Origin of the sequence: Mesorhizobium sp. LNHC209A00, from assembly GCF_000502915.1 — a bacterium.
Lineage (GTDB): Bacteria > Pseudomonadota > Alphaproteobacteria > Rhizobiales > Rhizobiaceae > Mesorhizobium.
This window is the reverse complement of the sequence record NZ_AYWT01000017.1, coordinates 100,262-125,691: the sequence shown is the minus strand read 5'-3', so window position 1 is coordinate 125,691 and position 25,430 is coordinate 100,262. Positions and strand designations below refer to the sequence as shown.

General features: G+C 58.9%; 22 protein-coding genes and 2 pseudogenes. 12 read left to right on the top strand and 12 right to left on the bottom strand.

The genetic code is table 11. The features are described from left to right. Positions 1-35 precede the first annotated feature (35 nt). Positions 36-1,151 (top strand): substrate-binding domain-containing protein, encoded by a 1,116-nt coding sequence (locus X739_RS140395; RefSeq protein WP_031252391.1) that lies wholly within the window; start codon positions 36-38, stop codon positions 1,149-1,151. A 114-nt stretch (positions 1,152-1,265) separates the two neighbouring features. Further along, on the top strand, positions 1,266-1,598 hold the full coding sequence (locus tag X739_RS140400) for a hypothetical protein (protein ID WP_023784760.1): 333 nt from the start codon (positions 1,266-1,268) through the stop codon (positions 1,596-1,598). A gap of 168 nt (positions 1,599-1,766) precedes the next feature. Here the strand turns inward: X739_RS140400 and X739_RS140405 are convergent, their stop codons facing one another. The 3 genes and pseudogenes from X739_RS140405 to X739_RS1000000168560 form a co-directional block, all read right to left on the bottom strand. Next, positions 1,767-2,375, bottom strand: coding sequence for an RES family NAD+ phosphorylase (locus X739_RS140405; RefSeq protein ID WP_245273945.1), 609 nt, complete (start codon positions 2,373-2,375; stop codon positions 1,767-1,769). Positions 2,376-2,456: 81 nt separating this feature from the next. Beyond that, positions 2,457-2,894, bottom strand: coding sequence for an antitoxin Xre-like helix-turn-helix domain-containing protein (locus X739_RS140410; RefSeq protein WP_023795925.1), 438 nt, complete (start codon positions 2,892-2,894; stop codon positions 2,457-2,459). A gap of 312 nt (positions 2,895-3,206) precedes the next feature. Next, positions 3,207-3,762, bottom strand: a pseudogene (locus X739_RS1000000168560) (Tn3 family transposase); the annotation flags it as partial. 1 nt (position 3,763) lies between these two features. Here X739_RS1000000168560 and X739_RS1000000170075 point away from each other — a divergent pair. Next, a complete protein-coding gene (locus X739_RS1000000170075; protein WP_198026168.1) occupies positions 3,764-3,931 on the top strand; it encodes a hypothetical protein in 168 nt (55 codons plus the stop codon). Positions 3,932-5,401: 1,470 nt separating this feature from the next. Here the strand turns inward: X739_RS1000000170075 and X739_RS140420 are convergent. Together X739_RS140420 and X739_RS140425 are read right to left on the bottom strand one after the other, a co-directional pair. Continuing rightward, positions 5,402-5,860, bottom strand: coding sequence for a DUF982 domain-containing protein (locus tag X739_RS140420; RefSeq protein ID WP_156939982.1), 459 nt, complete (start codon positions 5,858-5,860; stop codon positions 5,402-5,404). Positions 5,861-7,433: 1,573 nt separating this feature from the next. Further along, a complete protein-coding gene (locus X739_RS140425; RefSeq protein WP_023795920.1) occupies positions 7,434-7,802 on the bottom strand; it encodes a hypothetical protein in 369 nt (122 codons plus the stop codon). A gap of 224 nt (positions 7,803-8,026) precedes the next feature. Here X739_RS140425 and X739_RS03975 point away from each other — a divergent pair. The 7 genes and pseudogenes from X739_RS03975 (at position 8,027) to X739_RS140450 (ending at position 13,873) form a co-directional block, all read left to right on the top strand. Beyond that, positions 8,027-8,963, top strand: a pseudogene (locus X739_RS03975) (ATP-dependent DNA ligase). Positions 8,964-9,053: 90 nt separating this feature from the next. Continuing rightward, entirely contained in the window at positions 9,054-9,293 is a 240-nt protein-coding gene (locus X739_RS140430; protein WP_023795917.1) for a hypothetical protein, read from the top strand. Between the two features lie 438 nt (positions 9,294-9,731). Then, a complete protein-coding gene (locus X739_RS140440; RefSeq protein ID WP_051410635.1) occupies positions 9,732-10,247 on the top strand; it encodes a response regulator in 516 nt (171 codons plus the stop codon). 246 nt (positions 10,248-10,493) lie between these two features. Next, positions 10,494-10,724 (top strand): hypothetical protein, encoded by a 231-nt coding sequence (locus X739_RS1000000169580; protein WP_023795914.1) that lies wholly within the window; start codon positions 10,494-10,496, stop codon positions 10,722-10,724. 370 nt (positions 10,725-11,094) lie between these two features. Beyond that, on the top strand, positions 11,095-11,295 hold the full coding sequence (locus tag X739_RS1000000168550; protein ID WP_348625778.1) for a helix-turn-helix domain-containing protein: 201 nt from the start codon (positions 11,095-11,097) through the stop codon (positions 11,293-11,295). Positions 11,296-11,763: 468 nt separating this feature from the next. After that, the gene (locus tag X739_RS0135515; RefSeq protein WP_051410640.1) at positions 11,764-12,660 is read left to right on the top strand and encodes an SIR2 family protein; all 897 of its coding nucleotides are present in this window, start codon (positions 11,764-11,766) and stop codon (positions 12,658-12,660) included. Positions 12,661-12,685: 25 nt separating this feature from the next. Further along, on the top strand, positions 12,686-13,873 hold the full coding sequence (locus X739_RS140450) for an NADH-quinone oxidoreductase subunit D (RefSeq protein ID WP_023795909.1): 1,188 nt from the start codon (positions 12,686-12,688) through the stop codon (positions 13,871-13,873). Between the two features lie 1,280 nt (positions 13,874-15,153). On the opposite strand, the gene X739_RS140455 is transcribed toward X739_RS140450, so the two are convergent. The 4 genes from X739_RS140455 to X739_RS140470 all read right to left on the bottom strand — a co-directional run bounded on the left by X739_RS140455 (position 15,154) and on the right by X739_RS140470 (position 20,687). Further along, positions 15,154-15,630, bottom strand: a complete 477-nt coding sequence (locus X739_RS140455; RefSeq protein ID WP_023795908.1) for a DUF2269 family protein — start codon at positions 15,628-15,630, stop codon at positions 15,154-15,156. Next, positions 15,630-16,916, bottom strand: a complete 1,287-nt coding sequence (locus tag X739_RS140460) for an SDR family oxidoreductase (RefSeq protein WP_031252379.1) — start codon at positions 16,914-16,916, stop codon at positions 15,630-15,632. Before X739_RS140460 ends, X739_RS140455 begins: the two co-directional genes overlap by 1 nt. Positions 16,917-18,162: 1,246 nt before the next feature. Next, a complete protein-coding gene (locus X739_RS140465; protein ID WP_023795906.1) occupies positions 18,163-19,200 on the bottom strand; it encodes a sensor histidine kinase in 1,038 nt (345 codons plus the stop codon). Further along, positions 19,200-20,687 carry an ATPase domain-containing protein gene (locus tag X739_RS140470; RefSeq protein ID WP_031252377.1) on the bottom strand — a complete coding sequence of 496 codons (1,488 nt, stop codon included), beginning with the start codon at positions 20,685-20,687 and terminating at the stop codon, positions 19,200-19,202. The genes X739_RS140465 and X739_RS140470 overlap by 1 nt, the downstream gene beginning before the upstream one ends. A gap of 293 nt (positions 20,688-20,980) precedes the next feature. On the opposite strand from X739_RS140470, the gene X739_RS140475 reads away from it, so the two are divergent. Beyond that, positions 20,981-21,298, top strand: a complete 318-nt coding sequence (locus X739_RS140475; protein ID WP_245273944.1) for a hypothetical protein — start codon at positions 20,981-20,983, stop codon at positions 21,296-21,298. Between the two features lie 1,096 nt (positions 21,299-22,394). Here X739_RS140475 and X739_RS140480 read toward each other — a convergent pair. The 3 genes from X739_RS140480 to X739_RS140495 form a co-directional block, all read right to left on the bottom strand. Continuing rightward, the gene (locus tag X739_RS140480; protein ID WP_023795902.1) at positions 22,395-22,799 is read right to left on the bottom strand and encodes a hypothetical protein; all 405 of its coding nucleotides are present in this window, start codon (positions 22,797-22,799) and stop codon (positions 22,395-22,397) included. Positions 22,800-23,973: 1,174 nt separating this feature from the next. Next, a complete protein-coding gene (locus tag X739_RS140490; protein ID WP_023795900.1) occupies positions 23,974-24,210 on the bottom strand; it encodes a hypothetical protein in 237 nt (78 codons plus the stop codon). 13 nt (positions 24,211-24,223) lie between these two features. Continuing rightward, a complete protein-coding gene (locus X739_RS140495) occupies positions 24,224-24,964 on the bottom strand; it encodes a Crp/Fnr family transcriptional regulator (RefSeq protein WP_023795899.1) in 741 nt (246 codons plus the stop codon). 186 nt (positions 24,965-25,150) lie between these two features. On the opposite strand from X739_RS140495, the gene X739_RS140500 reads away from it, so the two are divergent. After that, complete coding sequence (locus tag X739_RS140500) at positions 25,151-25,375, top strand: hypothetical protein (RefSeq protein ID WP_023795898.1); 225 nt, start codon at positions 25,151-25,153, stop codon at positions 25,373-25,375. The last annotated feature ends 55 nt before the right edge of the window (positions 25,376-25,430 follow it).

Below are 25,430 nucleotides of genomic sequence, written 5' to 3'. Positions count from 1 at the left end.
CCAGACTATTTTTTGAAACCAAGGGAGGTACCAACATGCAACGCAGAACATTTCTAAAATCATCCGTCGCCTTGATGGCCATGACCATCGCTGCTCCGGTCCTGTTCGCCGGCCAGGCACGGGCGGACGCGATGGCCGACGCCATGGCGGTAGTCGAAAAATATGCGCAGAAAGTCACGGCCTGGGACGGCCCGACCACCGGTCCGAAGGCGCAGCCGGGCAAGACGATCGTCGTGCTCGCCGGCGATCTCAAGAATGGCGGCATTCTCGGCGTCACCACCGGCGTCGAGGAAGCGGCCAAGGCGATCGGCTGGGAGGTCAAGGTGATTGACGGCGCCGGTTCGATCGGCGGCCGCACCGCAGCCTTCGGCCAGGCGATGGCGCTGAAGCCGAATGGCATCGTCATCAACGGCTTTGACGCTGTCGAGCAGGCGCCGGCGCTGGAACAGGCTAAGGCCGCCGGCATCCCGCTGGTTTCCTGGCATGCCGGACCGGTGATCGGCCCCGACGAAAAGAGCGGCGTCTTCGCCAACGTCTCGACCGACGCCATGCAGGTCTCGACGGCTGCGGCCGACTGGGCCTATGCCGATGCAAAGGGCAAACCCGGCGTCGTCATCTTCACCGATTCGACCTACGCCATCGCCATCGCCAAGGCCGACAAGATGAAGGCGGAGATCGAGCGGCTGGGCGGCAAGGTGCTCGAATATGTCGACACGCCGATCGCCGAGACTTCGCAGCGCATGCCGCAGCTCACCACCTCGCTCTTGCAGAAATACGGCGATGCCTGGACGCATTCGCTGGCGATCAACGATCTCTATTTCGACTTCATGGGCCCTTCACTTGCCGCGGCCGGCAAGGCTGGCACCGACGCGCCGATCAATGTCGCCGCTGGCGACGGTTCGGAATCGGCCTATCAGCGCATTCGCGCCGGCCAGTTCCAGAAGGTGACGGTGGCCGAGCCGCTCAACCTGCAGGGCTGGCAACTGGTCGACGAATTGAACCGCGCCATCGCCGGAGAAAAATGGTCGGGCTATCAGTCGCCACTGCATGTGGTGACGGCCGACAATGTCGAGTTCGACGGCGGCCCGAAGAACGCGTTCGACCCCGGCAACGGCTACCGCGACGGGTACAAGAAAATCTGGGGCAAATAGGGATTCTCCAACGCGGGCGCATCACGCGATGCGCCCGCAAGCCGGCATCCGCGACATGGGTTCGCAGAGGCGGATCTCCAATGTCCAAGCGCAAGAAAATCAGGAACCATCGTCATGATCATTCGCTACGCTCTCTTCGAAGGTGAGATACACCCCGGACGGGAGAGTGAGTTCCGGCATTTCGTGAGGGAGCGGTTGGTGCCGCTGTGGACGCAGTTTCCGGGCGCGGAAGAGGTGCGCGTCCTGGACGGAACGGCGCGGGACGAGGGCGCCCCCGCCTACGCCATGGCGCTCGCCATCCGCTATCCTGACATGGATAGCTGCAACCGCGCCCTACAGTCCGAGGTGAGGTTCCAGAGCCGCGACGTAACCGGCGAACTGCTGAAGATGTTCACCGGCCGCGTGCATCATCATGTTTTCGAGGCCAATGAATACGCAACCAACTAATCTTTGATCGACGTCCTGGCGCAAATGTCACGACAGCCTCGTGAGGCCCGCCATTGTCCGCCAAAAGCTGCTGACGGTGACATCATGCTCGCCCTCGTTGGAGCGGGCAATTCCGACGATGATGGACCGGACGCAGACGGACTTTTTGAACGACACCTGCGTCCGGGTTCATAGGCTGGCAATCGTGGGTGTGGGCGACCCCTGCCATCGAAGGCGCCAAATGCCACCCCGTCTGAGATTTTGAACGAGATCGGGATAGAAGGCTGCGAGGCAGGTGCCGCTCTGATGTCTCACCGACGGGTAGACGATTCCAATCCCCTGTTCGTCTTTTCGGAGGCGCTTTGCCAGAGCCTGTCCCGCCGGATACGCTGTGGCCGGATCTGAATGCAGCACCGCATCGGTATGAGAGTCTGGCCCGCGCAAATCGTGAAACGACCCGACAAAATCAGCAACCAGCTCCGCATAGTCGGTGACATTGTCGAACCGATCGATCGCCTGCAGCTCGCGCGTCAAGTGGAACGAGACCTCGCCCAATGCCGTCTTCGCGTCAAAGGCACAATACCAGGCGCCGCGGTCGTCATCATTGAAGCGGTTGCCGCCCGGCCTCGTATAGGCGAATGCCGCATTGATAAAAGTGTGCCCTGGCCGCCCGAATACCAGTTCGCGCGGGTCAAGGTCGGGCAGCCCACCTTCCTGGGCCTGCAGGCGACCGCTGGTGGCGCCTTCTAGCTCGGCCAGATCCTCCATGGCGCCGTGGTTTTCTGCCAGAGGAAGCACGACAGGCTCCTTGAGTCGGCCAGTTGAGATCAGTCTGACGGTGTCACGCTGAGAAATGTCAGCGCGTGGCGGAAGTCTCATTCAAAGTCCACCACGCAATGCATCGATATGACGGCGGACCTGCAGCAGTTTGGGGATGCCCCCTTCGATCATTATATCGAGAGGACGCCGGCCGCCATAGAGTGGACCCTTGTTGGGCAGCCGTATCCATTCATCAGCCAGCTGTTCCGAGAACAGCAGCCGCAATCCCTTAAAGATACCAACAAGAGCACTGATCCGCGTCAAGGAATCCTGAGACAGGACTCCGTCCCATTCTCCCTTCTTCATCCGAAACCAGGTTCGCTCCGAAACATCACCGATGAGGGAGCAAATTTCTGTGCTTGTGAGCCGCCACAAATCTGCCAGGCGGACGACGCCGGTCACCGCAGCGGGTGTAAGCCGTTGCCGTGAAGCGGCATCCGCAAGATTGGCCGGTGGCTTTATCGTTCCGAAGTCACGCGCAGCGTGGGCAACAGCCATTCCGACCTCCTGTGATTTGGCAGCTAATATACTGCCAATTGGCAGTTCTTCAAGAGCGAAGAATGATTTTCTGGAAAATCGGTCCTGGATCGGTGACCCCAAACGAAATCGCCCCGGATCTTGGTTCGCGATGAAAGTTCGCGACCTCCTCGACGGTTGGCGGCCGCCGGATGGAGGTCGGACGATGCCTCTTGACGAAGTCGATGCTGACTTGCTCGAAGAACGCTCGGCTGTGACATGTCCCTTGAGCATCTCGGGGTCGGAACGAGAGCAGTTCGAAATCGTACGCTAAGGTCGAACGGAGCAGGAACGTTATGCGGCACATAGTAGCCCTGCCGGGAGGCGGAGCGACCTGAAGCCTTCCGGGAGATGCTGCTCGCCGTCCCGGGTGTAGATGCCCGTCAGGTTAATATGCTCCCAACTCAGCGGCGAGAATGCTTCAACAGCTTATCTGGGATGTTCCTTCCCGCTCGTTTGAGCTCTGTGACCGCGCGGTCGGGATAAACAGTGTTCCAGTGGACGATCGCGCTGACGACAAGATTGAGGCCCAATGGCGGAATGCCTGACTTTTGAACGACCGGTCGCGGAGTTCGCCACGCCCATGGAACAAGACTGCGCGTTTGAGTTTGTGCGCTGCTTCGCCCTTGTTGAGGCCGGCTTGGCAGCGGCGGCGCAGTGTCGAGCTCGAGTACCATTCGATCATGAAAAGCGATCGCTCGATGCGGCCGAATTCCCGAAGAGCCTTGGCCAGTTGGCTTTCCTTCGGTGATGCCGAGAGCTTCTTCGAGATCGTCGAGGGCACAATGGCACGGGTGGTGATTGATGCCGCCAAATGAAGCAGATCATCCCAGTGATCGAGGATCAGGGTGGTGCAGACCGAGCAGTCGATCTACAACCTCCTGCCCGACCGTGGCTACGTCTGCCGCATCTGGCCGGCTCGCTATCCCGACGAGGAGCGCCGCGCCAAGTGCGGCTCCAGGCTGGCCCCTATGTTTGCGCGCGGAGCTAAAGACTGGGCAAGGCGTGACCTAGCGTGAGACCTGAAGGCGGACTGAGGGTGTTGCAAGGGCGACAAGGGAATAAAAATTCCAGATTGGAACGGAACATTCCATCAACCCCAGTGTGAGCCCTAGCGTGACCCTTTGGCCGGCCTTCATGGTCCCCGCTGGTGGCAGGATCGGACAACGTATCTAGTCCTATGCCTTGCATCACAAGGGTTTGCGTTAGGCGGATAGGGCGTCAGCTCAGGATGCCGGGAGAGCATTCCTTTTGGCTGCCTCGGCACAGGGGAAACTAGATGTCGCTCCTTTGGTCCAGCCCCAACGTCCCTGTTAGGACGGAGGCCGGGCATCGCTACAATTGCAACAATGTCCAGGGAGCCATCACGGAACTCCTGAAGTGGTCCAAACGCGGCCGTAAGTGGCAGATAGCTGCGGACCTCTGCCTCGACGCGCTGGATCATAAGGTCAGACCCGAGGTCCTCCGAGACGCCTTCCGCGAGGCTGCTGCTGAGCAAGGGGCTCTTCTTCCCACCCTATGGCTTCCGCGTGCTGTGCCGCATAGTGCCGGCCATCTGGTCACCCGCTGTGGAACCCTTTTGGCGACTAAACGTTGGGGGCGCGGGTTCGTCGGGGGCTTCCTCATGGTTTCAACAGAGCATTACGCCTGGTTGCGGCTCCTCAGGTCGAGGGACTTTCGGACACAGCTCCCGAGAGTCCTAGGCCTGGGCGTGGAGCTAACTCTGCCTGATCCTTGGGTGGCCCGGCTAGAGAACCTTGACAAGGCTGAGATCGCCCATGAACTTGCCACCAAAAGAATGACACCATCGCCCTCCATTGGTCCTTCCACCGGTCCCCATAAGGACCACCCAGGCCAGGGTTCAGCTCCACCTCAACAACGTTGAGGCTGCCTACTCGGAACTGCTGAAGTGGCAACCGCGGACCCCACTGGAACCGTGCGGTGAGCGTTTGCATGGCCGCTCTGATTGATCACCCGAGGAGGTCCGAAAGCTCTTTAGGCTGGCTGCCGAGAAGGAGGGAGTCATCCTACGAGATCGGGATTGAGGAGGTCTCCAGTGTCCCTATGTCCCCTAAGCCACCCTAGGCCATGCTGGTTGATCCCAGCACTCCGGACCTTGCCCCGCTGCCTCACGGTGGCGGGCCTTTTCATTTTAGCGGCGGCTTGGTAATGGTCGGCAGATGTTGTTGCAAAGGGGAGAGCGATGAAAAAGATTTACGAGAAGCCGACGCTAGTAAGGCGTGCGAGGCTCGGAACTGTAACAGCCCTCACGGTGATTTCGAAGACGGCTGGCTAAGCATCGAGGAATTAGCCGTCACTCCTTCGGGGGTGACGCCTTCTTGCGTTCGGGAACTGTTTCAGCGCAGCTAATTGTGTAGCGCGCGGCCGGTTCTTCAGCGGCCGGCTGCTGGCCAACTTCGGCATGACCCCTTGGTCGGCCCGCGCTTTTCTGCCGAGGGGCGCGGACTTCCGGGTCGCAGGGCGCGCGCTCAAACCGAGCGCGGCAACTGGCGATCCTGGGCATAGATGCAGCGTGCCAGCACGTCTAGGCGCTTGAGCGCCTCACTCGGCTGATCTGAAACAACCATGTCCTGATCTCTCGCGGCTTTGACAAAGGCTGCAAACGCGACGGATTGCCGGCAGGTTCCTGCCTGAGCCTCCTCCAGCAAACGCAATGCCTGTCGATAAGAATGCAAGTTCTTGTTCTTCCATTCGCCATTCATTGCCGCTCTGGCTTCGGCCACCGACGAGATGGCCGTCGTCGTTTGGAGGTTCATAAATGCAATCCGCACAGGCAGGAAAGCGCTCAAGGTCAGACCCTCCTCGACGATGATGANCTTGTTCTTCCATTCGCCATTCATTGCCGCTCTGGCTTCGGCCACCGACGAGATGGCCGTCGTCGTTTGGAGGTTCATAAATCTAATCTTCACAGGCAGGAAAGCGCTCAAGGTCAGACCCTCCTTGACGGTGATGAGGTTCCCAACTTTTCAGGCTCAAATTGGTTGCAGTAGCCGCTCCTTTTGCTCGCAACCACGAGATAGCGGTTGCCCTATGTTATCATGACCAGCCAGCAACATTACTCGCTCCCTGTTCATGTTGTTGGGCCGCGAGGCGTTAATTGATACCGCGCCATGATGCTACGTAGCCATTTGAGGAGGCTGATCTGTGCTGGTCGGCTGTCCGCTTCTTTGATGGCTGTTTCCAGCGTCAGTGCGACTAAATCGTCGGCCGCCGCCGACTGGGCCTGGTAGGAGCGGCCAAGAGTCTAATCGCGGCGATCAGCCGAGGGTCGGTGGCTTCCGACCAGTCGCGATCGATAGTGTGCTCGAACGACCGAAGGCTCTTGGAGTATTCAGACATAGCTCTCATCCCTGTTTTGGGAAAAGCACCTGAGTTGACTTCCAAGCGTCCGTATGCCGGAACGGCGGGCGACGACGCGAGCATATGTTTGTTAGTATTTCTGGCAACAAATAACTTGACTGGGGTGGAGGGTCGGCCGACGCTCTAGCTACACCGCCGGCCAAGCGGCCTTCAGGTCCGCCACGCGCTCACAAATCCGAAGGAGTGGTGGCTAGGTAGATTCGCTATCTGCCTCAATAGGGCGTACGGTGCCCTGGTCGCCCGCGAGATTTACCGGTAATCGGACGCGCAACTTTCGATGCTCGCCAGGGTTCTCAGCAACTACTGCAACGAGGCTGGTATCCCTGCATGGCACCCCGCAAAAGAGCAGTTCAGACGGCGGCTCATGATCCTATTTCGATCCGGGATAAACCAGCCGGACGATTTGAAAGCTCAAATGAACTCCAGCTATGATGAAGGGCTCGGCGAGATCGGCGCGACCGCCCATTTAACGCCGCCGAGCCTATCCACCGAAGACCGCCTTGTAGATGACAATATCTTGCCGAGATGGGATCTTCGAGGCAGACCAGTGCCTCGCAAAAGCAATGGCGGTTAGCGCCCATTAAGGTGCTACAACCGGGCAGAGCAAAGAACCGGCGTTCATCGTGTATGGTCCACCTGCGAAGGGTTTCCTCTTCCTGGCCGTCATCCTAAAACCAGATGGCACAGCCAGCGCCCCTTCAATACCGGAGAAGAGGCTCACTCTTCAACCGGGAGGCAGCGACAGCGCTTGGGCACGGCATCAAGCATTAGGCGGGCGGCGGCTAAGCCTAGGGCTGGATAGCTACACGCGGGTGTAGACGCCAGCTTGGGGAAGTCCCGTAGATCATTAGCGCCTGAGAGCTACCGCGCCGGCCACGCGACCCAACCGATCAATGAGCCTGTGCTTGACGGTGTGCCTTGTGGGCGCGCCGCGGCGTGGCTGTCTGGGGAGGTGCGCTGAGACTTGCCCGGCTCGTTTATTCGAATGACGCCAGCTCGGCAGCCAAAATGTTAGCTTGGTTTTAGGGCTGGCGTCGCTGCCAGCCATGCTCGGCGGTTCTGCCCCGCGTGCCCCTTAATCGCCGAGCCGCTATCTCGCAGACATGCTATGCCGAGCTGCACCCGCGCGGATGGTCCGCCTTACTTCCTGATGATCCAATCCACCAAGGCAGCTTCAACCCGCTCGGACCCGGTAAACTCGCAAACCAGGTTCTGGGCGAGCTCGCGCCATTGACACTCCGGTGCCTGCATCTCCAACACCAAATCCTGAAACACCTTCCGGAGAATGTCTGCATCGAACGAGGACACGCGGTGTTGCTCATCCTCCCTGAGCGCCTCGTCTATTTTGCGCTGCCGAAACCGCTTTAGAAGCTCGCGCGATGCCGCGATCGCACGCCGGGACTGGTCGATTTCGCCGCGAAATGCGGCCCTACCAGCGATGGACCTTTGCCGTAGCAGGAAGCTGGTTTCAATAGCCGCCCGCGCCATGTCTGTGTGGCGTTCGAACATAGCTACCTTCCAATAGCCTATAAGGCTGCAATTTATGTCTTTCGGGAGCGAGCATCAAGCGGATTCAACGTAGTTTGGCACGAAGGGGGACCGGGTGCGGCCCACATCAGACGGGCCAAGATCAGATAGCTTTGTCATGCGGGCTGCAACATCCGGCCATGCTAAATGTTCCGGAACTATTTTAGCTAAAGGTTATTGTATCGGACGGTGTCGTGAGTGAGTTGATGCGTCTGAAGTTCATTAAGCCGATGGAGCCCGAGCTGGTCGACACCCCGCCGCAAGGCGATGAGTGGACCCACGAGATCAAGTTCGATGGGTACAGGACCCAGGTCATCAAGGATGACGACGGAATTNCAAGGCGATGAGTGGACCCACGAGATCAAGTTCGATGGGTACAGGACCCAGGTCATCAAGGATGACGACGGAATTCGGTTGATAACCAAGAACGGCTATGACTGGACCGGCCGCTATATCCAGCTTGCCGGCGAAGCAGCGGCGATCGAAGCGAAAGACTTCACCATCGACGGCGAGGCGATCAGCATCAACGAAGCCGGCCTGTCCGACTTCCATGCACTGCAATCAGCCGTCACCAGCCGCAAGCCATCGCGCGACCTCTATCTGGTGGCATTCGACCTCCTGCACCTCAACGGGCGCGATTTACGCGACATGCCGGTGGAAGACCGCCGCGACATTCTCCAGGCATTGATCCCGACTGGTGGCCGCATCCAGTTCAGCGAAGCAATGCCGGGAACCGGCGATGCCGTCTATCACCTTGTCGACAAAGCCGGCCTTGAGGGAATGGTTTCAAAGCGCAAGGGCAGCACCTATCGCAGCGGGCCGACCATGAACTGGCGCAAGATCAAGTGCTATACCGAAAAGGAAATGGACATCATTGGCGTCCAGCGTGAGGCCGGGAAACCCGCGATGGTCCTGATGGCGGACAAGGGCCACTATGCCGGTGGCGCCTTCGTCACGTTTAAGGCTCACAAACGGCAAGCGCTATGGGACCGCGTGCAGGGGAAAGTCGGCGGACCCGTTCCGATAGGCTTGGCCAAGGCAAAGGCAGAATGGCTAAAGCCTGGTCTGGTCGGCCGCGTGCGGTTCCTGAAGGGCGAAGAGAAGCTACGTCACGCCTCTCTCAAGGATTTTCGGGAAAAATAGCGGGCATTCTTACGCACCTTCTTGCAAGCGGACCCTGGTGAGGAATATAATCCTCTCGTTGCGGCGTACCTCTCAAACGGAGATCCGCCAATGGCCAGGTCCAAACCATCAAAGCAACTCTCGCAGGCTGAAATCGAGCGCTTCCTGACGGCCGCAGAGGCTCTGCACAAGAGCATCATCAAGCCGTTCATCTCGCCACACTGCGAGCATTACCGCTCAACCCGGATCCTGCACGAGGCGCTGTTGAAGGCGGTGCGTGAGGTGACCGGAAAGGAAGTCGAGTTCATCCAGTGGAATACCACCGGAGCTGTGCGTCCTGCGGCGGAGTGAACGCTATACGATCAAACCGATACGCGACTCGACGGCGGCGCGCACGATGTTCTCATTTCTCGATACAAAATTCGGCCCCGATTACAGTGATAAGGCCTATCAACTGACTGCGGCCGCCGGTTGAGATGCCCCGGAGCGCACGGCACCGCCCCTACGGCTGGGTAGCGCCCGCTCGCATATGAGCGCGGATTGCGGCTGAGTCTATGAGGTCCACGCGGAGGTCTGCAAGGTCGGAAAGTAGAGCAAACATTCGCGCACGCTGGTGCGCAAGGCTGACACGTATCGCTCGCGCTAGCTCGATCTCGATCAACCCTTCGGCCAAATCAAATTTGGTAAATGGGATAAACGATTGCATGCCCTACCGTATCACAACTGCTTGATCCATTAGAAGAAACTAAAGTGCGCGTTGTGGCTGCCGGCTTATGGGGGTCATCCAGCATGGAAAACAGTTTAGTTCTGGTCGTTGAAGACGAGCCGTTGATCTTACTCGATATCGGAACGGCCTTGGAAGAGGCCGGGTTTCGAGTTGTGGCAGCTCGCAATGCTGAAGCGGCCATTGAGGCGTTTAGCGAGAAGCCGGGAAGTTTCAGCAGCCTGGTTACCGACATTCGACTNGCCTTGGAAGAGGCCGGGTTTCGAGTTGTGGCAGCTCGCAATGCTGAAGCGGCCATTGAGGCGTTTAGCGACAAGCCGGAAAGCTTTAGCAGCCTGGTTACTGACATTCGACTAGGTCGGGGAAAGACCGGATGGGATCTAGCCAAGCACCTGCGAGGGACCAATCCCGCCTTTCCTGTGGTGTACATCAGCGGGGATAGCGCGATTCACTGGGGCGTAGAGGGTGTTCCGGGAAGCATTATGATCTCGAAGCCGTTCGCGATGCCCCAGATCATCATGGCCTTGGCTACGCTGCTAAATCAGCAACATCCGACACCACGAAGCGAACCGACCACTTAGTGGGCCTGTCACGGCTTCCCGAGCTACGGCTGGTAGCGCTGAAAAGCCCACCCTGGGTCGGTACCGTGGCGGGCTTTTCATTAGGCGCGGCTACATCCAGAGGAATCGACCGCCACCATTTTAACGAGTTGGACAGGCTCAGGTTCCATTTCTCGGATCTCTCAAGTGTGCGTCGCGCCGTCGCGAACGCCATTGTCGCCGCGTGTCAAGTTCCTATATGGTTCGCGGAAAGCATGGAGAGGACACGTGTCGATCCGCGCCCGACAACTGTTCGACAGCTACGTGGCTAACAGCCTCAACCATCCTGACCTCAAAGGCATCGGGATCGCGTCCCATGTGTTCAACCTTACTGCTGCTGCAATTGAGGCGCATATCCCAACGGCTGAGATTGTCGCTGCGGTTGGCCCGCTTGCCCGTGCACTGTCTTCAAGGACTTTCCAGGTATGCCCACCGGACCCAAGCGACCCGCTCACGTGATCGGCAACGTTGAGGATGTCATTGTGACGGGCGAGGAAGTCGACACGACCATTGAAACTAGGGCCGGCAAGTATCTGGACCATCTTTTGGAATGCCCCTATTGCGGCATTATCCGACTGCAGATTCCCAAAGACGTCTAACCTCGCACGCCGATCAATTGCGCCGGTTGCCGCGAGTATCTTGGCACATGGGACGAACTACAGAGCGACTTCGAGCGTCAAGGCGGAACGCACGGGACGTTTCGTCTCGAAAAGGGGCGTATCCAGAAGCTCGATTGAGGCTCGCTGGCAAATTTCAAACTAAGACACTACCCTTCGAATGATCTCGTGGGCGATCTGGTCGGCAGAGTCACGACCGGGCCGACGGAGACCTGATCGACCTGACGCATGAGTTCCTAGCGACAATGCTCGGCGCCCGGAGGCCCCGCGTCACAGTTGCCCTTCAAATGCTGGAACGGGGGCTGATCCATGCTAAGCGCCGCGAAATCACCATCGTCGACCTGGCCGGTTTGATCAAGGTGACGGGGGGTGCATATGCGGAGGAAAAACAAAGTAACTTCGTGCTCTCCTAACCCGTGAACGAGGCATGCAATTGTCGCAATTGAAATCAAGCAATGTCATTCTGAATGATGGGCATGATGGCGGGTAAGCTCCGCTAAGTCTAAAATTACACAATGCAATCAATGCCCGATGGCGGAGCGAGTGGGATTCGAACCCAGGTACAGTTCGCCGACCGGCCTGCGGCATTCTCCCGGTGACGACCCGAGAGCGGATGGCCGCCTTGGCCGCCCGCGCAGGCTCATTGAGGTCGAACTCGACAAACTGTCCTCCATCGATCGCAGCTCTGGCAATGAGCGTTGCCAATTCGATCAGAAGCGAAGCATTCGGCACTGACGCAGGTTTCGGACACCGCCACGGGAACACAGCGCGGCTCTCTTGGTTTGGTCGACAACAATGCCAGTGACGCGAAAGAGAACCCTGATGCCCTCTGCCACGGCCGCAACTTTTTGGAGCGCCTCATTCAGCACCGGCACCTATCCATGAACGACGGGCTCGCATCGCTGGCAAAAGCTATCGGCCGCGGTAGCGCGATCCTCTTCGTCGGGGCGGGTGTGTCGATCAGCGTTGGGCTTCCGTCTTGGGAAAAACTCATCGAGCAGATGGCAAAAGAACTTGGGATTGATGACGAGTTTTCGACGCGACGCGACCGTTTTCAGACTCTTGCCGAGTACTATCGGATAAGGCATGGCAGCATCGGACCACTGCGCAGTTGGATGGACAGAAACTGGTCGGTCGCCAAGGATCGGATCGAGAAATCGGAGTTGCATCGCCTCATCGTGATGCTCAACTTCCCCATCATCTATACCACGAATTACGACCGGAACCTGGAACTGGCTTTCGAAATATACGGTCGGCGATACGTCAAGGTGGCCAATGCACGCGATGTAGCGCAAGCCCGCCAGGGGGTCACCCATATCATAAAATTCCACGGCGACTTCGATGAGGATTCTTCCCTTGTACTGACCGAAACGGATTACCTAGACCGGCTTTCCTTTAATTCCCCTCTCGATGTGCGGTTTCGTTCCGATGCACTTGGCAGCACGATCCTCTTCATAGGCTATAGCCTCTCCGACCCGAACATCCGGTTGCTGTTGCATCGCCTCTGGCAAACCTGGCATCGATCCGGCTATGAAAAAGATCGCCCTCCTTCTTTCATCTTCATGACCAGCCGAAACCCTGTGGAGGAGGCGGTGCTCGGCAGTTGGGGTATTTCAGCGGTGGTCGGTGAACTCGATGATCCGCAAGCTGCTCTGGTGAATTTCCTCAGTCAGTTGGCGGAAGCGGTTGAGCACGAGCCGAAGTTTGGAGCGGCAGAGCCTGGTGGAACAATGCCGGCGGGGCGTACGGATGGAACCTCCTGCTTGGAGGGAAGTTAGGCGGGCCTCTCGAAGGAGCCGCTAGATGGCAGAGAATTCCGTCCGAAATTTCAACATCAATTTCGGTCCACAGCATCCTGCGGCGCACGGCGTGCTACGGCTGGTTCTTGAGCTCGACGGCGAGGTCGTCGATCGTGTCGACCCTCATATCGGCCTGCTTCATCGCGGCACCGAGAAACTGATCGAAACCAAGACTTATCTCCAGGCGCTGCCGTATTTCGATCGTCTCGATTATGTGGCACCCATGAGCCAGGAACATGCTTGGTGCCTTGCAATCGAGAAGCTGATGGGTCTAGCCGTGCCGCGGCGTGGCCAGCTGATCCGGGTTCTGTTCAGCGAGATTTCGCGGATACTTTCTCACCTGCTCAATGTCACCACCCAAGCCATGGACGTGGGAGCACTGACCCCGCCCTTGTGGGGGTTTGTCGAACGCGAGAAACTGATGGTCTTCTACGAGCGGGCCAGCGGCTCTCGGATGCATGCCGCGTATTTCCGTCCCGGCGGCGTTCATCAGGATCTGCCGCCAGACTTGATCACAGACATCGGCAATTGGATCGAACCCTTCCGCAAAACCGTGGACGATCTGGACAGGCTGCTGACGGACAACCGCATCTTCAAACTTCGCAACGTGGACATCGGGCAGATCTCGCAAAGTGACGCTTGGGCGTGGGGTTTTTCAGGTGTGATGGTGCGGGGATCAGGTGCCGCCTGGGACTTGCGAAAGGCCCAGCCATACGAGTGCTATGCCGAGATGGACTTCGATATACCCGTCGGCAGGAACGGCGATTGTTTCGACCGGTACCTGGTGCGTATGGAGGAGATGCGCCAGTCGGCCAAGATCATGCGGCAGTGTATCGACCTGCTCGCAAGCGAGGGACCTGGGCCGGTTTCCAATACAGACGGCAAGGTCGTCCCGCCCAGACGTGCGGCCATGAAGCGTTCGATGGAGGCTTTGATCCATCATTTCAAGCTCTATACGGAGGGCTTTCGTGTGCCGGCCGGCGAGGTTTACGCGGCGGTGGAAGCGCCGAAGGGGGAATTTGGCGTCTACCTCGTGGCCGACGGCACGAACAAGCCTTACCGATGCAAGCTGCGTCCGCCGAGCTTCGCTCATCTCCAAGCAATGGACCGGCTCTGCCGTGGCCATATGTTAGCCGATGTCACGGCCATTTTAGGTTCACTGGACATTGTTTTGGGCGACGTGGATCGATAGCCGTGCGAAGCCGCCCAGCCCCGCCGATGGGGCAATCTGCAAGCAGAGGTTTGTTGGCTGGGCGCCCAGAAATGTCGGAACTGCAAAGGTCAAGACTGTCACGACGTTCACCCGCAGTCGGTGCAGCCAAAAGGTACTGCAACTGTGCGGCGACGGCCACTAGCCGTTTCGCCTTCGCGCTTCCAAGCCGACTAGAGTCTAGGTCCAGGCGGAGTCATGCACTGGCGCGTTCGCGCTGGTTCGAAACTGACTCCTGGTCAGCCTTCTTCATAAGTGCTCCCCCGCTGTCACCAACCGGAATGTGACAGGCCAGAGGTTCGGGAGCCAGACAGCATATTTCTGTTTCGGCGCTTCCCTCCTTGTCATCTGGCCCGCTGGCTCAGCCCGCCGCCTTTTATGCAAAGTTATGGGAACCTGATATTCGTCGGCTGGTTCGAGAGGCGGCAGCTCCCGTGCTGCTGGTCAGGTCCCCAATACCTGGCCGGGCCCGCTTCCCTCGCCAGTGAGGCGGGCCCACTGCGATCGGCAAAGGCGTGTTCGGCGCCATCGTTTGCAACCTAAACCACCAAAGCTGGCTGGGCGCCGGAGCGCGGGTGACGATTTTCAAGGACCGAATGCGTCGCAAAGTCGACAAGCTAAGACACGAACGACTGACCGGGAATCTCGGGTCGTCATCGATGCGGAGCGTAAAGCACGCGAGCGAAAACGGCTCGCCCGAGGGCCGATCGGCTGGGACAGCATTCCGTCTTGGATGCAAATGGCGAGCCAACGAAGAAAACGCTAGGTGGATGCTAGGGCGCCCAACGGAGTTCCTCTACCGCGCCAGCCATGGCAGCCTGCAGGTCCGCCGTGCGCCGACAGCGACAGGCGACAGGCGACAGGCGACATGACCAGGGTCACACGATCAAGTACGGGCAAACGGATTAGGCGAGGCCGTGTGGGGATCGCGACCAGATTAGCGCACACTGTGTGGACATTGGAACGATGCCCTGAAGGCCAAGGCCAGTTTGGCCGGAGCATTGCCGGGTGCCACAGCTTCCCGCGCATGACTGCCTGCTGGCTCGGGCCAGCGGGCTTCTCCGTGTCCTGGAGGGAACGTGTCGAGGGCACGGAAAGTTAAGTGGGCGCCTCTCAGTTCCTGGCCAGAAGGCGCCGAAAAAAGTTGTGTCCGAACAGCCTTCGATAGAGCGCGCCACCGAAAGCCTGACTTTTGCGGCCGCACAACCTCCAGCAAACGGCATCTAAAAGCGCGACTTCCCAAGGCCAAACCGGCCGTGACGTCAGATCCATTCGATGGCGGGTCGCGTAATCATCAACCAGTAGATAGCGGTCACCGCTGCGAATGCTGGGAAGCCGAAGATGAACCACAGCCGAAACAATTGATTGTAGCGCTCGGGTGGAGGCTGGCCAGCCGCCGCCGCCTCACACGCCAGATTGCGCATCGTCATCTGCATCCAGACGACTGGAAGCCAGAAAAGACCCGTCAGGATGTAGAGCAGAATCGACAGGACGATCCAGCCGTCCCACAGCGAGTAACCAGCCACCCAGGCGAGCGCGGCTCCTGTCATAGGCTGCGCAACAACGGCCGTGGCGGTGAACAGAAAATCCGCGACGACGACGATGCGGGCTACTGCGGCAATTGTCGCCGCGTTGCCTGTCCGGTGCGCGAGCAGCATGAAGAAAGCGATACCAGCGCCCGTGCCGAGTAGCACGGCGGCCCCGACGATGTGGAGGAACTTCAGCAGGAAATAGACCATCAGCGCTCCTCCAGTATCGCCGCCGCAACAAAGTGCACGACAAGGATTGGCAGGATCTTCATCAGCGGCCCGAGCGGCTCGTTCCAAAGGTCCGGACGCAAGATCGTGCCACAGACCGCATAGAATAAGGAGATGCCGATGGCGCCCCAAAGTCCCAGCCTGGCAGTTGGTCGCCAGGCAATCAGTGTGCCGACCGCAATGTCGGCAAGCGCGCCTGCCACGACTGCTGGCTCGGCCAGTGCGCTCAGTGCTGTATTGATCAGAAGGTCGACGCCGCTACGCCAGCCGCTGGTGAGGGAGATGATGCCAGTCGTAATCCAGAAGAAAGAAAGCACGACGAAAATCGCTGGCTTAATGAAATAGAGGCGAGCAAACCACCGTTCCTGTACCGTAGCGGGGTTGGCCGCCAGTGCGCTCGACAGGCTCGAGGGCTGGAGCCCAGTAGTCCTTATCCAAGGCTGAGGATCGCCCGTCGCACCTCGCGTGATCTCCTTCGCGGCGTTCGTCCGCATCGCTGGCCGCCATCCGAGCATGCCTGCCAGATCGCCCGCTCGGTAGAGCAATCTGGCCGCCCAGCCCGGGACGACAAATTCTCGAGCCTTTCTCCACCCGAACCAGCAACGATACTGGTCGATAACGTCGCTCATCAAGAGCGCTTCGGGTCCGGCCATCTCCAGCGCCAGGCGAGAAGGACTGTCGGGGTGGAGAAAAAATACGACCGTGGCGACGACGTCGTCCAGTTGGACAACCTGGAGGTGGCCCGTATTTGGCATCACGGGAAGGAGTGGTAGAGCGGCTAACCCGCGAAACAGCGCGCTCGCGCCGTAGACGGGCCGTCCAAGTACGACTGAGGGACGCAGGATGACCCAGTCAAGATCAAGGGCTGTTAGCGCTTCATCGCCCGCTAGTTTGCTGGACGAAAACGGAGAGGGTTGTAGTCGGTCTACCCCAATTGCGGAAAAATGGATGACTTTCGCGACGCCAGTCTGCGCGCATGCCTTGAACAACGCTTCTGCCGCGCTGTAGTGAACCGCACGCGGGTCATCCTGCAGGCCGTCTTGAAGCACGCCGACGCAGTTGACGACAGCATCGATCCCTGACAGATGCGAATGCCAGTCTGCCGGATCCAAAGCTCGCGCGACATCCAAGACGATCTCGCGACTGCCTGCACAACGACGCGATCGGCCGGGGCGAACCACCCGATAAACCTCGTGTCCTTCCTGGATAAGCCGCGAGCATACCGCAGTGCCAATCAGACCAGTTGCGCCCGCTACGAGGACCTTCATAGGGCGCAACCTGGCATGGAGATAAAGTCCAATCCGCATTGCTTGGTCGCTGGATTTGACACCGCAACATCGCGACCGATGGCGCTGCACTTGGCCTCTGCAAAACCTCGACATTCCAGCACCCGCAGCGCGTCAATTTCGCCTGGGCGGGGGGTGCCGGAGCAAACCTTCAAGAAGTCGTAAACATTGCGATTATCAGCACGATCCTTGACGTTGCCAGCTATTGGCTTGCCTTGGCCGGGTGAGGGGTGGGAGCCGGCGTCGGGATTGAGCTTACCGGCGAAAATTGAGGCGGAGTCTCGGCATGACCGCGACCCTGGCGGCTCGCCGCCACCCGACGCGGGAGTGGCAATCAGGGTCTTCGGGATCTCGGGGCGGGCCTGCAAAGATCTCCTCACTTGTGTCGAAGCACCTACACGCCCCCAACAATGTCGATAGAGTTGAGTTCCGCCAGCATGCAATTAAACGCGGGGCCGAGGAGGGTTGCCGTCGCCGTCCTCTTCCCGCCGTCAGCTTCGAAGAGCAGGGCGGTCTGAACATGCCCGTTTATACCGACTGAGTGCCATCCGCTTTCTCAGGCACGAGGTTTCGGTGCAGCATGACCACCGGTATCGGCACCCGAGTTGAGCCACGATGAACGGCCTCGGGCGGGCGCGAATTCCCGCCGATAAATCTAGCGATTTTCTGGCCGTCGGAACCAACGCCGACGCCAGCATTTGCTTGGTGTCGTTACAATGTCGGAGGAACCGATCATGTGGATCTGAGACTTCGATGCCGGAAGGGTGAACACAGCGCGCTGCACCGCGAAGCCAGGCTCGCAATGATCACCCACCAAGTCTTGCATCAGATGCAGCTAACGCAGGGCGGTGAGTGGAGTGGAGCACGCGTTGGCGCAGTTTCGTTCAACCCACGATCAGCCTGCCCACGACGCTGCTCGTCGCTCACTCGCAGCTTTCCTTCATCTGGAGCCCGATCAAACCTTGGGAATGTGAACAGCGACCTTCATGTTGGCAAGAATTGGTTCATCAACGTTCCAACACGTTTATCAATAAGGCCTCAAAGCGGCACCAGGTGTTCTATTTCGAGCGGACCGCGCGCTGCTAGTCTAGGGATATACTTGAGGCGGTGGGTTGGGTCGTCGAAAGGGTGTAACTCGGCTATGAACGCAACAACGTGCCCCGTGCCACCCCAGTCGTGGACGATGGCTACGCATCGACATCAGCCTTCGATACCTTTGGGCACGTCGTTAATATGGCGGAACGAGCCTGGTGTTGCGGAGCGGCAGTGTCATGGCGAATTGCAGACCGTCAGGGTGATACTTCAGATCAATCTCGGCCTGGCATTGTACGGCGACAACCTTCTCCAGCAAGGTCGTGCCAAATCCACGCCGTTCAGGAGGTTCTATCTTGGGGCCATCGCGCTCCCGCCAGAAAAAGTCGAGCTTCCTCGCACCTGCGGGCAAATCGACTGACCATCGGATTTCAAGCCTTCCCTCAGGCTTGGACAGCGCGCCGTATTTCGAAGAATTTGAGGCCAATTCGTGAAAAGCCATGCCGATGGGTATGGCGAGATCCGCCACGAGCGAAACATCAGGACCCTGCATCGAAATGCGCGAGGGCTCGAGGGTACCGTAGGGCCGGAGTTCTGTTTCCAGCAGCTTGTGCAATAAAGCTGTCTGCCAGTAGTCGTCCGTCAACATCGAGTGCGTTTCGGCCAGCGAAACTAGCCTGGACGAAAAGTCCCTGACCAAATGGTCGATGCTTTCACTCGACCTGGCAGTTGCTCCCATCATCGCCCGAACGTTGGCTAGGGTGTTTTTCACACGATGATGAAGCTCCCGGATCAAAAGCCTCTGTCGCTGGGCCACTTCCTCCTGCTGTTCGAGCAAGGATTTGACCTCCAACTGTCGCGCGCGGGCGCGCAGGGCCGAGCGCACGGAGTTTAAGAGACTTGAAGCCAGAAGCGGCCGCTCAAGCACGATAACGTAGTGATCAAGAAATCTAAGTCGATCATCAAGTTCAGTCTCACGCATTGTCAGGAGAACGATGGGTAAGTCCGACCACGCTGGCTGGCCATCGATCCACGCGGCAAACAGCTTTCGATCGGAATGGGTCAAGGCTTCTTCGGCGACCACGAGGCACTGCGCGGTATCGAGAAGGGAGACAGCCTCCTGCAAATCGCCACAGATTCTCGTCGCGATGCCTTTCGCCGTGAGGATAGACGCCGCAATCTTCGCATCGCGCCCGAGCGGGGCGAGGATCAGAACTCCGTTGTCGGCTGACATCACGATGTCTGGTCTTGAAGGAGGTCGCTCCGCTTGCCCTCGAATGAAGGCACTCCCGTCAGGATACCTCGGAACTGAACTAGGGGCTCCCCTACCGCCACACCGCCCTCGCTAATCTTAAATTCGCGAATAGTGTCCTCGTGCGAGCCAACCCGCTTCTTGACCACGGAGATCGCCCGCCTCAAACGTCCACCGTTCTCGAAAAAGCGCAATAGCATTACGGAATCGCAGAGGTAGGTCATGTCCACTGGCGCCGCCATTTGCCCCAGCAGCCCATGGTTCGCCAACAGCAAGATTGTGACGACGCCTTTCTGGTTAAGGTAGGTAAGGATCTCATGCATTTGGAGGACGAGATGCTGTTCTTCCGCCATTGCATTCAAGTAGCCGGTCAGGCTGTCGATCACCACAAGCCGAGCATCCGCGCCGTCTATCGCAGCTTGAATACGTGACGACAATTCACCGGGTGACAGCTCGGCGGGCTCTATTTTTTCGAGCAGGAGCAGGCCACTCTCGACGAAGGGTTCTAACTCCAGGCCCAGTCCTTTGGCTCGCGCGAGAAAGATCCTCGTCGTCTCGTCGAACAATAGAATCAGGGCAGTTTCACCACGTTGAAGCGCAGCGTGGCAGAAGGTCGATGCGATGGTGGATTTGCCGATACCGGAGGGGCCCATCAAGAGCGTACTCGTACCGCGTGCCAAGCCGCCTCCCAGGAGAGCATCCAGAGAAGTGCCACTCAGTGCCGGCGGCCCGTGCTCACCGTCATAATGTTCAGCTGCGACCAGCCGCGGAAAAACCTTGACCCCGCCTGGGCGGATCACAAAGTCATGGAACCCGCCCCGCAGCTCTACGCCTCGCATCTTAATGACACGCAAGCGGCGGCGTTCACCTCCGTAAACAGGCGACAGCTGTTCCATCCTGATCACTCCATGGCTGATGGAGTGCAGATTCAGATCGTCATGTTCAGCGGTCAGGTCGTCGAGGAGGAGCACGGTAACGTTGTGGAGGAGAAAGAAGCTCTTCAAGGCCAGAACCTGCCGGCGATAGCGCAAGGAGCCTTGGGACAGCAAGCGGATCTCGGACAGGGAGTCGAACACCACGCGGTCAGGCTTGAGCCGGTCGACTTCGGCAATCGCAGTTTGAACCGTTTCGCCGAGCTCGAGGTCGGACGAATGCACCAGTGTCTGGAGTTGTGACGGATCCAAGCTAAGTTCAGGGGGAACCAGTTCCAGGATCTCGATGCCGTCCAGCGACAAGCCATGTCGATAAGCTACAGACTGGAGCTCACGCTTGCTCTCGGAAAGAGTGATGTACAGGCATTTTTCGCCATTTTGGATGCCATTGATCAGGAACTGAAGGCCGAGTGTCGTCTTGCCCGACCCTGGGCGGCCCTCCACCAAATGGGACCGGAATTTTGCATAGCCTCCTCGCAGGATATAATCGAGGCCTTGAATGCCGGTCGCTACAGGTGAAGCATCGTCTCTTTCCAAAGTTGCCCTCACGCTCTGATAGAGAGCACCGTAACGGTCGAGTTTTTCATTAGTTCCACACCCCGCCGACTTTGCGGTGGATGGCAAATCGACAAGACCCTCAGCAACCCGTTGAAAACGGACGGTGCCTTCAATCGGCCGCCACTGCGGTCGCAGTGGGGTGCGATGTGGATCCGGCCGTAGAGCTTGCTTGCGGGAACGCTGATCCGCTGGGCTGCGAGGCGCTGCCAACGACGAGCCCACGCATCGCGCCAGCCGAAGGAACATCTTGCCCGTCTTGCCGTTGAAAGATCTTGGAGGCGCGCATGCACCTTGTCCAGATACTGCTTCCTCGTTCCGACAACGCTGGAGAGCCCTTCGCCAACGACGACTTCGATCGTGTGAAGGACGAACTCGCCGCTACGTTCAAAGGTGTTACCGCGTATTTTCGGACACCTGCGGAAGGGGTTTGGAAGCCGGGAAAGCAGTCCGACACCGATGAAATCGTCATCTTCGAGGTGATGACGGACGAAGTCGATCTGCCCGATTGGCAAAGGCGCCGAGCGGAGCTGGAGCGCCGTTTCCGGCAGGACGAGATCATCATTCGCTATCTACCGATGGCATTGGTCTAGGCAGCCTTAGAGGTCCACGACGCTTCTGCTTGCTTTCAACTTTTTGGGGGACCTCCTGCCCGAGCTGGCGCTTTGCCGCTCTGTTGCGCCAATTGCGGCCGGAGCAGGCTTTTAGGTGTCAAGTTCCAATCACTGAGCAGCAAAGGCGGCATCCAATCTGAAATGGGCGTTATCGAAGTTAATTACCAGCCTCCGGCGACCTGCGTGCTTGGATGCAGAGGCTTTTCAGGAGAGCGGCATGTTGTACCGGGTCATTTTTTGGAGCCGAACGAAATCGCAATGCTTGCCCGAGTTGCTGAGCCAATTAGTAGCGAGCGAAGTGTCGCGCCTAATCGCCAGAGCGGGAGCGCTTGGCTGCACACTCGCTCAAGCTATTCATGAACGGCTTAACTGGGGAAGATAAATTGCTGGACGCCGAGAGAAACCGGGCTCGACGTCGGCGCACGAGTGTTCCGAAGCTCCGTGGCCGCGAGATTGGGGTCAGCCAGGCGGCCTGATTACGACGAGCCCACATCCGTCGCTGCAACCGCCTGGCAAGTGCAGATCGCATACGCGGATCCGGCTGCCGAAAACCGAGCACTCGGGTTTGGTCGGGCAGCNCCGCCTGGCAAGTGCAGATCGCATACGCGGATCCGGCTGCCGAAAACCGAGCACTCGGGTTTGGTCGGGCAGCGCGATTTTTGTAAGTGGCCGGAATGGCAGTCCAAGGTCGGCTACCCCATCGGGGCCGCCCGGCAGCAGCGTCTGGTCCGATCTGCCTGCGGCTAATTGTCGAAAGACCTAAGTCTCTTTGATCACCCTCGCTGCTCGCACGAGCGATGACCAGTCGGCGCCCATGGCGGCGACAAGCTCACGAGCATCTTCGTCGGATATTCCAGTGTAGTCTACAAGCTTCCGTGCCAGCAATTCGAATGCTAATTCTACAATCGTCATAGGTCAGACCTTCCGAAAATTACTCAAGACGATAGCTTGCCAAAGGGTCTGCCGCATTTGCACATGTTAAACGGACATCACCAATGTCTCATGCACCGTAGAACGTCTGTATGACGCGTTCGTCCGGGCGTGGCGGGTCAGCATATCTCTCATGTCTGGCTGCTCATCGAAGGGCCGGCCTGACGACCTCTAGAATCTCCTCGAAAGGTGTGAAGGCAAGTCGACCGGAATTGTCGCTGGAGCAGGGGACAGGCTGTTCGATAGTCCCCGCCCAGCGCGCCTGGATCATCGCCTCGATGCGATGGTTGCGCGGGATGAATTTGGGACTGATGGAATGCATAGCGACCCGGCGCGCGGTCGTGTCGGCTGCTTTGCTGGCGATGCGCTCACGCCACCGTGCCGACCAAACATCGAATGCGCCGTGGTCCTGAAACAGCTGCCGCGCCGTGCCCTGACCTTCCGCCGCGTCGAGGTCATCGCCAGGCGCCGAAAGCCGAGCGTTAAGTCCGCTTCGCCGGATCCAGAAAATCAGCAGCGAGCTGCCCGGCGTGAAGCGGAATGCTTGCATGCCGACGTTTCAGGTCACTGATTGAATTAATCGCGAAGTCCGGGCACATGGCTCATCACAGCAGCCCGCAGGCGGTGCTCCGAAATGATCGACAAATTCACCTGTATGCCTCGTCCACCAAAAGACGGAGACAGCAGCGACGCGCTCTCGCCAGCTGCACGTTGACCATCATCGACTAGGGCAGCCTGGGGCAGGGCAGGGTGCTTGCGCCCAGCCGGTTCGCCGAGCGTCGCCCATTGCCCGCAGGCTGGGAGCCTACAAAAGATTCCGATTTCGCCCGACACAAGCGGCCGAGAACCACCTCCTGAAGCGTCGGGTCACGCCGGCGACGGATCCGCAGCAGAGCCTGCAAGAATTTGCAGCAAAAGGTCGCCGAGGCGCCTGCTGCGCCTTAACCGGCGTTCTCGCCTGAGCGATCGAAGTGATTGCAGGCCCACAGCACAGCGCTTTCGGCGATCATGTTGACGAGACGGCGGTCGGGGCGGCGGCGCTGGAACGACCTCTTCAGAGCCTGGTGGGGCAAGCTCTTGAGAGACCAGATCGCGCTGCTTTTCGGCTCCTCACATATCGGTACAGTGGAAGCGATGGATCGCAGCATTCCCATCCGTGAAGGCACGTTTCACCTTCGGCGCCCGACGGAATCCATGCATTCCGCTCGACAGCAAGGTGGCCTCGGCCGCATGCCGCAATGGTCTCTCAGCTGCCTCTGTCGGTCTAACCGGGGTCCGGCCCGCGGCATGAACGGATTGTTGAAAAGGTGTCGAGATAGATCATGCGCCGCGATCGGTTGCGACGATCAATCGACGGTTGCTTCTACCGGTCGCCTGACCGCCGTTTCGCTTCTTCATCGATGCTGCGACCGGCATTCTTGAGAATCTTGAGTGCCTCGTCTTCGGTGATGCCGCACTTTCGGTCAAAGTAGTCCGCTTCGATGCCCGTTCGCGATCCGCCCGAGACTCGGTGTTCTGCTTGGCCTTCTTGCCCATCGATGCTATCGCCCCCATTTTATCGCCTCCTGGCGATCGAGCACCCGTGCCGTGGGAGGGCCGACGGAGGGATCTGGTCAGGCAGATCCGCTGACTGGCTCGAACTGCGGTTAGGCGCGATTGTTTCGTGCCCGCAAACTCGCAAGAGATGCCCGGTACCGAACTGGGCAGTGGCTTTTCACGGCCTGTCATCCCATCGCGGTAACCTGTAGACAAATGCAGAGCTTTAGCAGTTTTTCGCCGCTTTCATCCCTGACCTCGATGAACAATAGCTGTCCATCGGAATCTTTCAGCGCGTCTCTCGCCAGGTCTTTCAAGCCTTCCAGGCCCGCGCGGCGCGCCTCTTCCAGCCCCGCGCAATCAATACCCACCTCATCCTCGACCACATGGTTCGAGTCACCACCGTCAAAGAAATATCTTGCCATCGGAGAGCTTCCGTCACTGCCCGGCTTCGGGGTTCCTCTGGTGCAGGTAAATCGTGTCGAAATCCCCTGCGTGGACGAGATCTGGCCAATTCAGGACATGCATCCGGGCTCCTGATGTGGCAATCAGGCCCTTGCGGCGCAACTCCTGCAGCATTCTGTTCACATGTACGGTCGACAGGCCCAGGGCGTCGCCAAGCGCTGCCTGCGTGATGGGAATTTCCGCCACGTGGTCCTTGATGCGCCGGACCGAACGCAGCCGGTAGATCAGCTCACACAACATGTGAGCCATGCGCGAAAGGGCCTCACGGCGTCCGACGTTGGTGACCCATTCCCTGTAGATGGCGGCGTCGATCAGCGTCGACCGCCAGAACGCTGTGGCGATGCTAGGGTGCTGTTCGCACATGGCGCGCAGCGTGTCGTGCCGCATGAAGCCGACACGCGATGGCGCCAGGGTCGAGAAGGTGCAGTCCATCACCGAAAGATGTAGTCCGTGCAGATCTGGAATGTCGCCGGTCACGAAGAATGATGTGATCTGCCGCTTACCCTCCCCGGTATACTTGGTGGAGCCGACCAGGCCGTCGATGAGGACAAACGAATGGGAAGGCCGGTCGCCCTCACGGACAAGGTCATGATTGGCCTGAAATTCCTTCTCCTGGATGGGGATTCCTCTCAGGACCGCCAGATCGGACTCCCGCAGCTCAGAGATTCTCTGCAGCTTGCGAATGAGGGCTTCCGAGGGTGAGGTTGGGGACACTGAGCCGAACTTTCAATTGCCTCGAATGTTCCGGGCCCGGGAGCGAATCGCAACCAATGCGGGCGGGCCAAACGAACCTGCGGGGTCCTGCCTCGGAACAAATCATCCACGATCCTGTTGGGCGGGGGGTGCCACCATACTCATTCCAAATGTCGAGGTGTGACCACTGACGAAGGGAAGCTGAAAATGTCGAAATCTCCCGACCGCGCCGTTCCCGGCGAAGGCAAGATCGAAACCGGCCCGAAAACATCTCCGCAACAGGATCCGGTAGAGGGGTCTCGCGAGACCATCGATCGCGAACTCGAGCGGACAGGCGACGAAAAGAATTCCGACGCAGCGGAACGCTCGCGCCGAAACCTGCAAAAAGAGGTTGCGGAACAGACCGAGCTGCCCGAATGCGGCTCGGCATAAGGACCTACCGGGCAGACATGGAACGCTCCACCCGGGGCCGTATCGCTGCTTCTTC

Excerpts from the sequence above, each read along its gene's own strand:
- X739_RS140395 (WP_031252391.1), top strand. The coding sequence starts at position 36 with ATGCAACGCAGAACATTTCTAAAATCATCCGTCGCCTTGATGGCCATG.
- X739_RS140400 (WP_023784760.1), top strand. The coding sequence starts at position 1,266 with ATGATCATTCGCTACGCTCTCTTCGAAGGTGAGATACACCCCGGACGG.
- X739_RS140410 (WP_023795925.1), bottom strand. The coding sequence starts at position 2,894 with ATGGCTGTTGCCCACGCTGCGCGTGACTTCGGAACGATAAAGCCACCG.
- X739_RS140425 (WP_023795920.1), bottom strand. The coding sequence starts at position 7,802 with ATGTTCGAACGCCACACAGACATGGCGCGGGCGGCTATTGAAACCAGC.
- X739_RS140430 (WP_023795917.1), top strand. The coding sequence starts at position 9,054 with ATGGCCAGGTCCAAACCATCAAAGCAACTCTCGCAGGCTGAAATCGAG.
- X739_RS0135515 (WP_051410640.1), top strand. The coding sequence starts at position 11,764 with ATGAACGACGGGCTCGCATCGCTGGCAAAAGCTATCGGCCGCGGTAGC.
- X739_RS140450 (WP_023795909.1), top strand. The coding sequence starts at position 12,686 with ATGGCAGAGAATTCCGTCCGAAATTTCAACATCAATTTCGGTCCACAG.
- X739_RS140455 (WP_023795908.1), bottom strand. The coding sequence starts at position 15,630 with ATGGTCTATTTCCTGCTGAAGTTCCTCCACATCGTCGGGGCCGCCGTG.
- X739_RS140460 (WP_031252379.1), bottom strand. The coding sequence starts at position 16,916 with ATGAAGGTCCTCGTAGCGGGCGCAACTGGTCTGATTGGCACTGCGGTA.
- X739_RS140465 (WP_023795906.1), bottom strand. The coding sequence starts at position 19,200 with ATGTCAGCCGACAACGGAGTTCTGATCCTCGCCCCGCTCGGGCGCGAT.
- X739_RS140480 (WP_023795902.1), bottom strand. The coding sequence starts at position 22,799 with ATGCAAGCATTCCGCTTCACGCCGGGCAGCTCGCTGCTGATTTTCTGG.
- X739_RS140490 (WP_023795900.1), bottom strand. The coding sequence starts at position 24,210 with ATGGCAAGATATTTCTTTGACGGTGGTGACTCGAACCATGTGGTCGAG.
- X739_RS140500 (WP_023795898.1), top strand. The coding sequence starts at position 25,151 with ATGTCGAAATCTCCCGACCGCGCCGTTCCCGGCGAAGGCAAGATCGAA.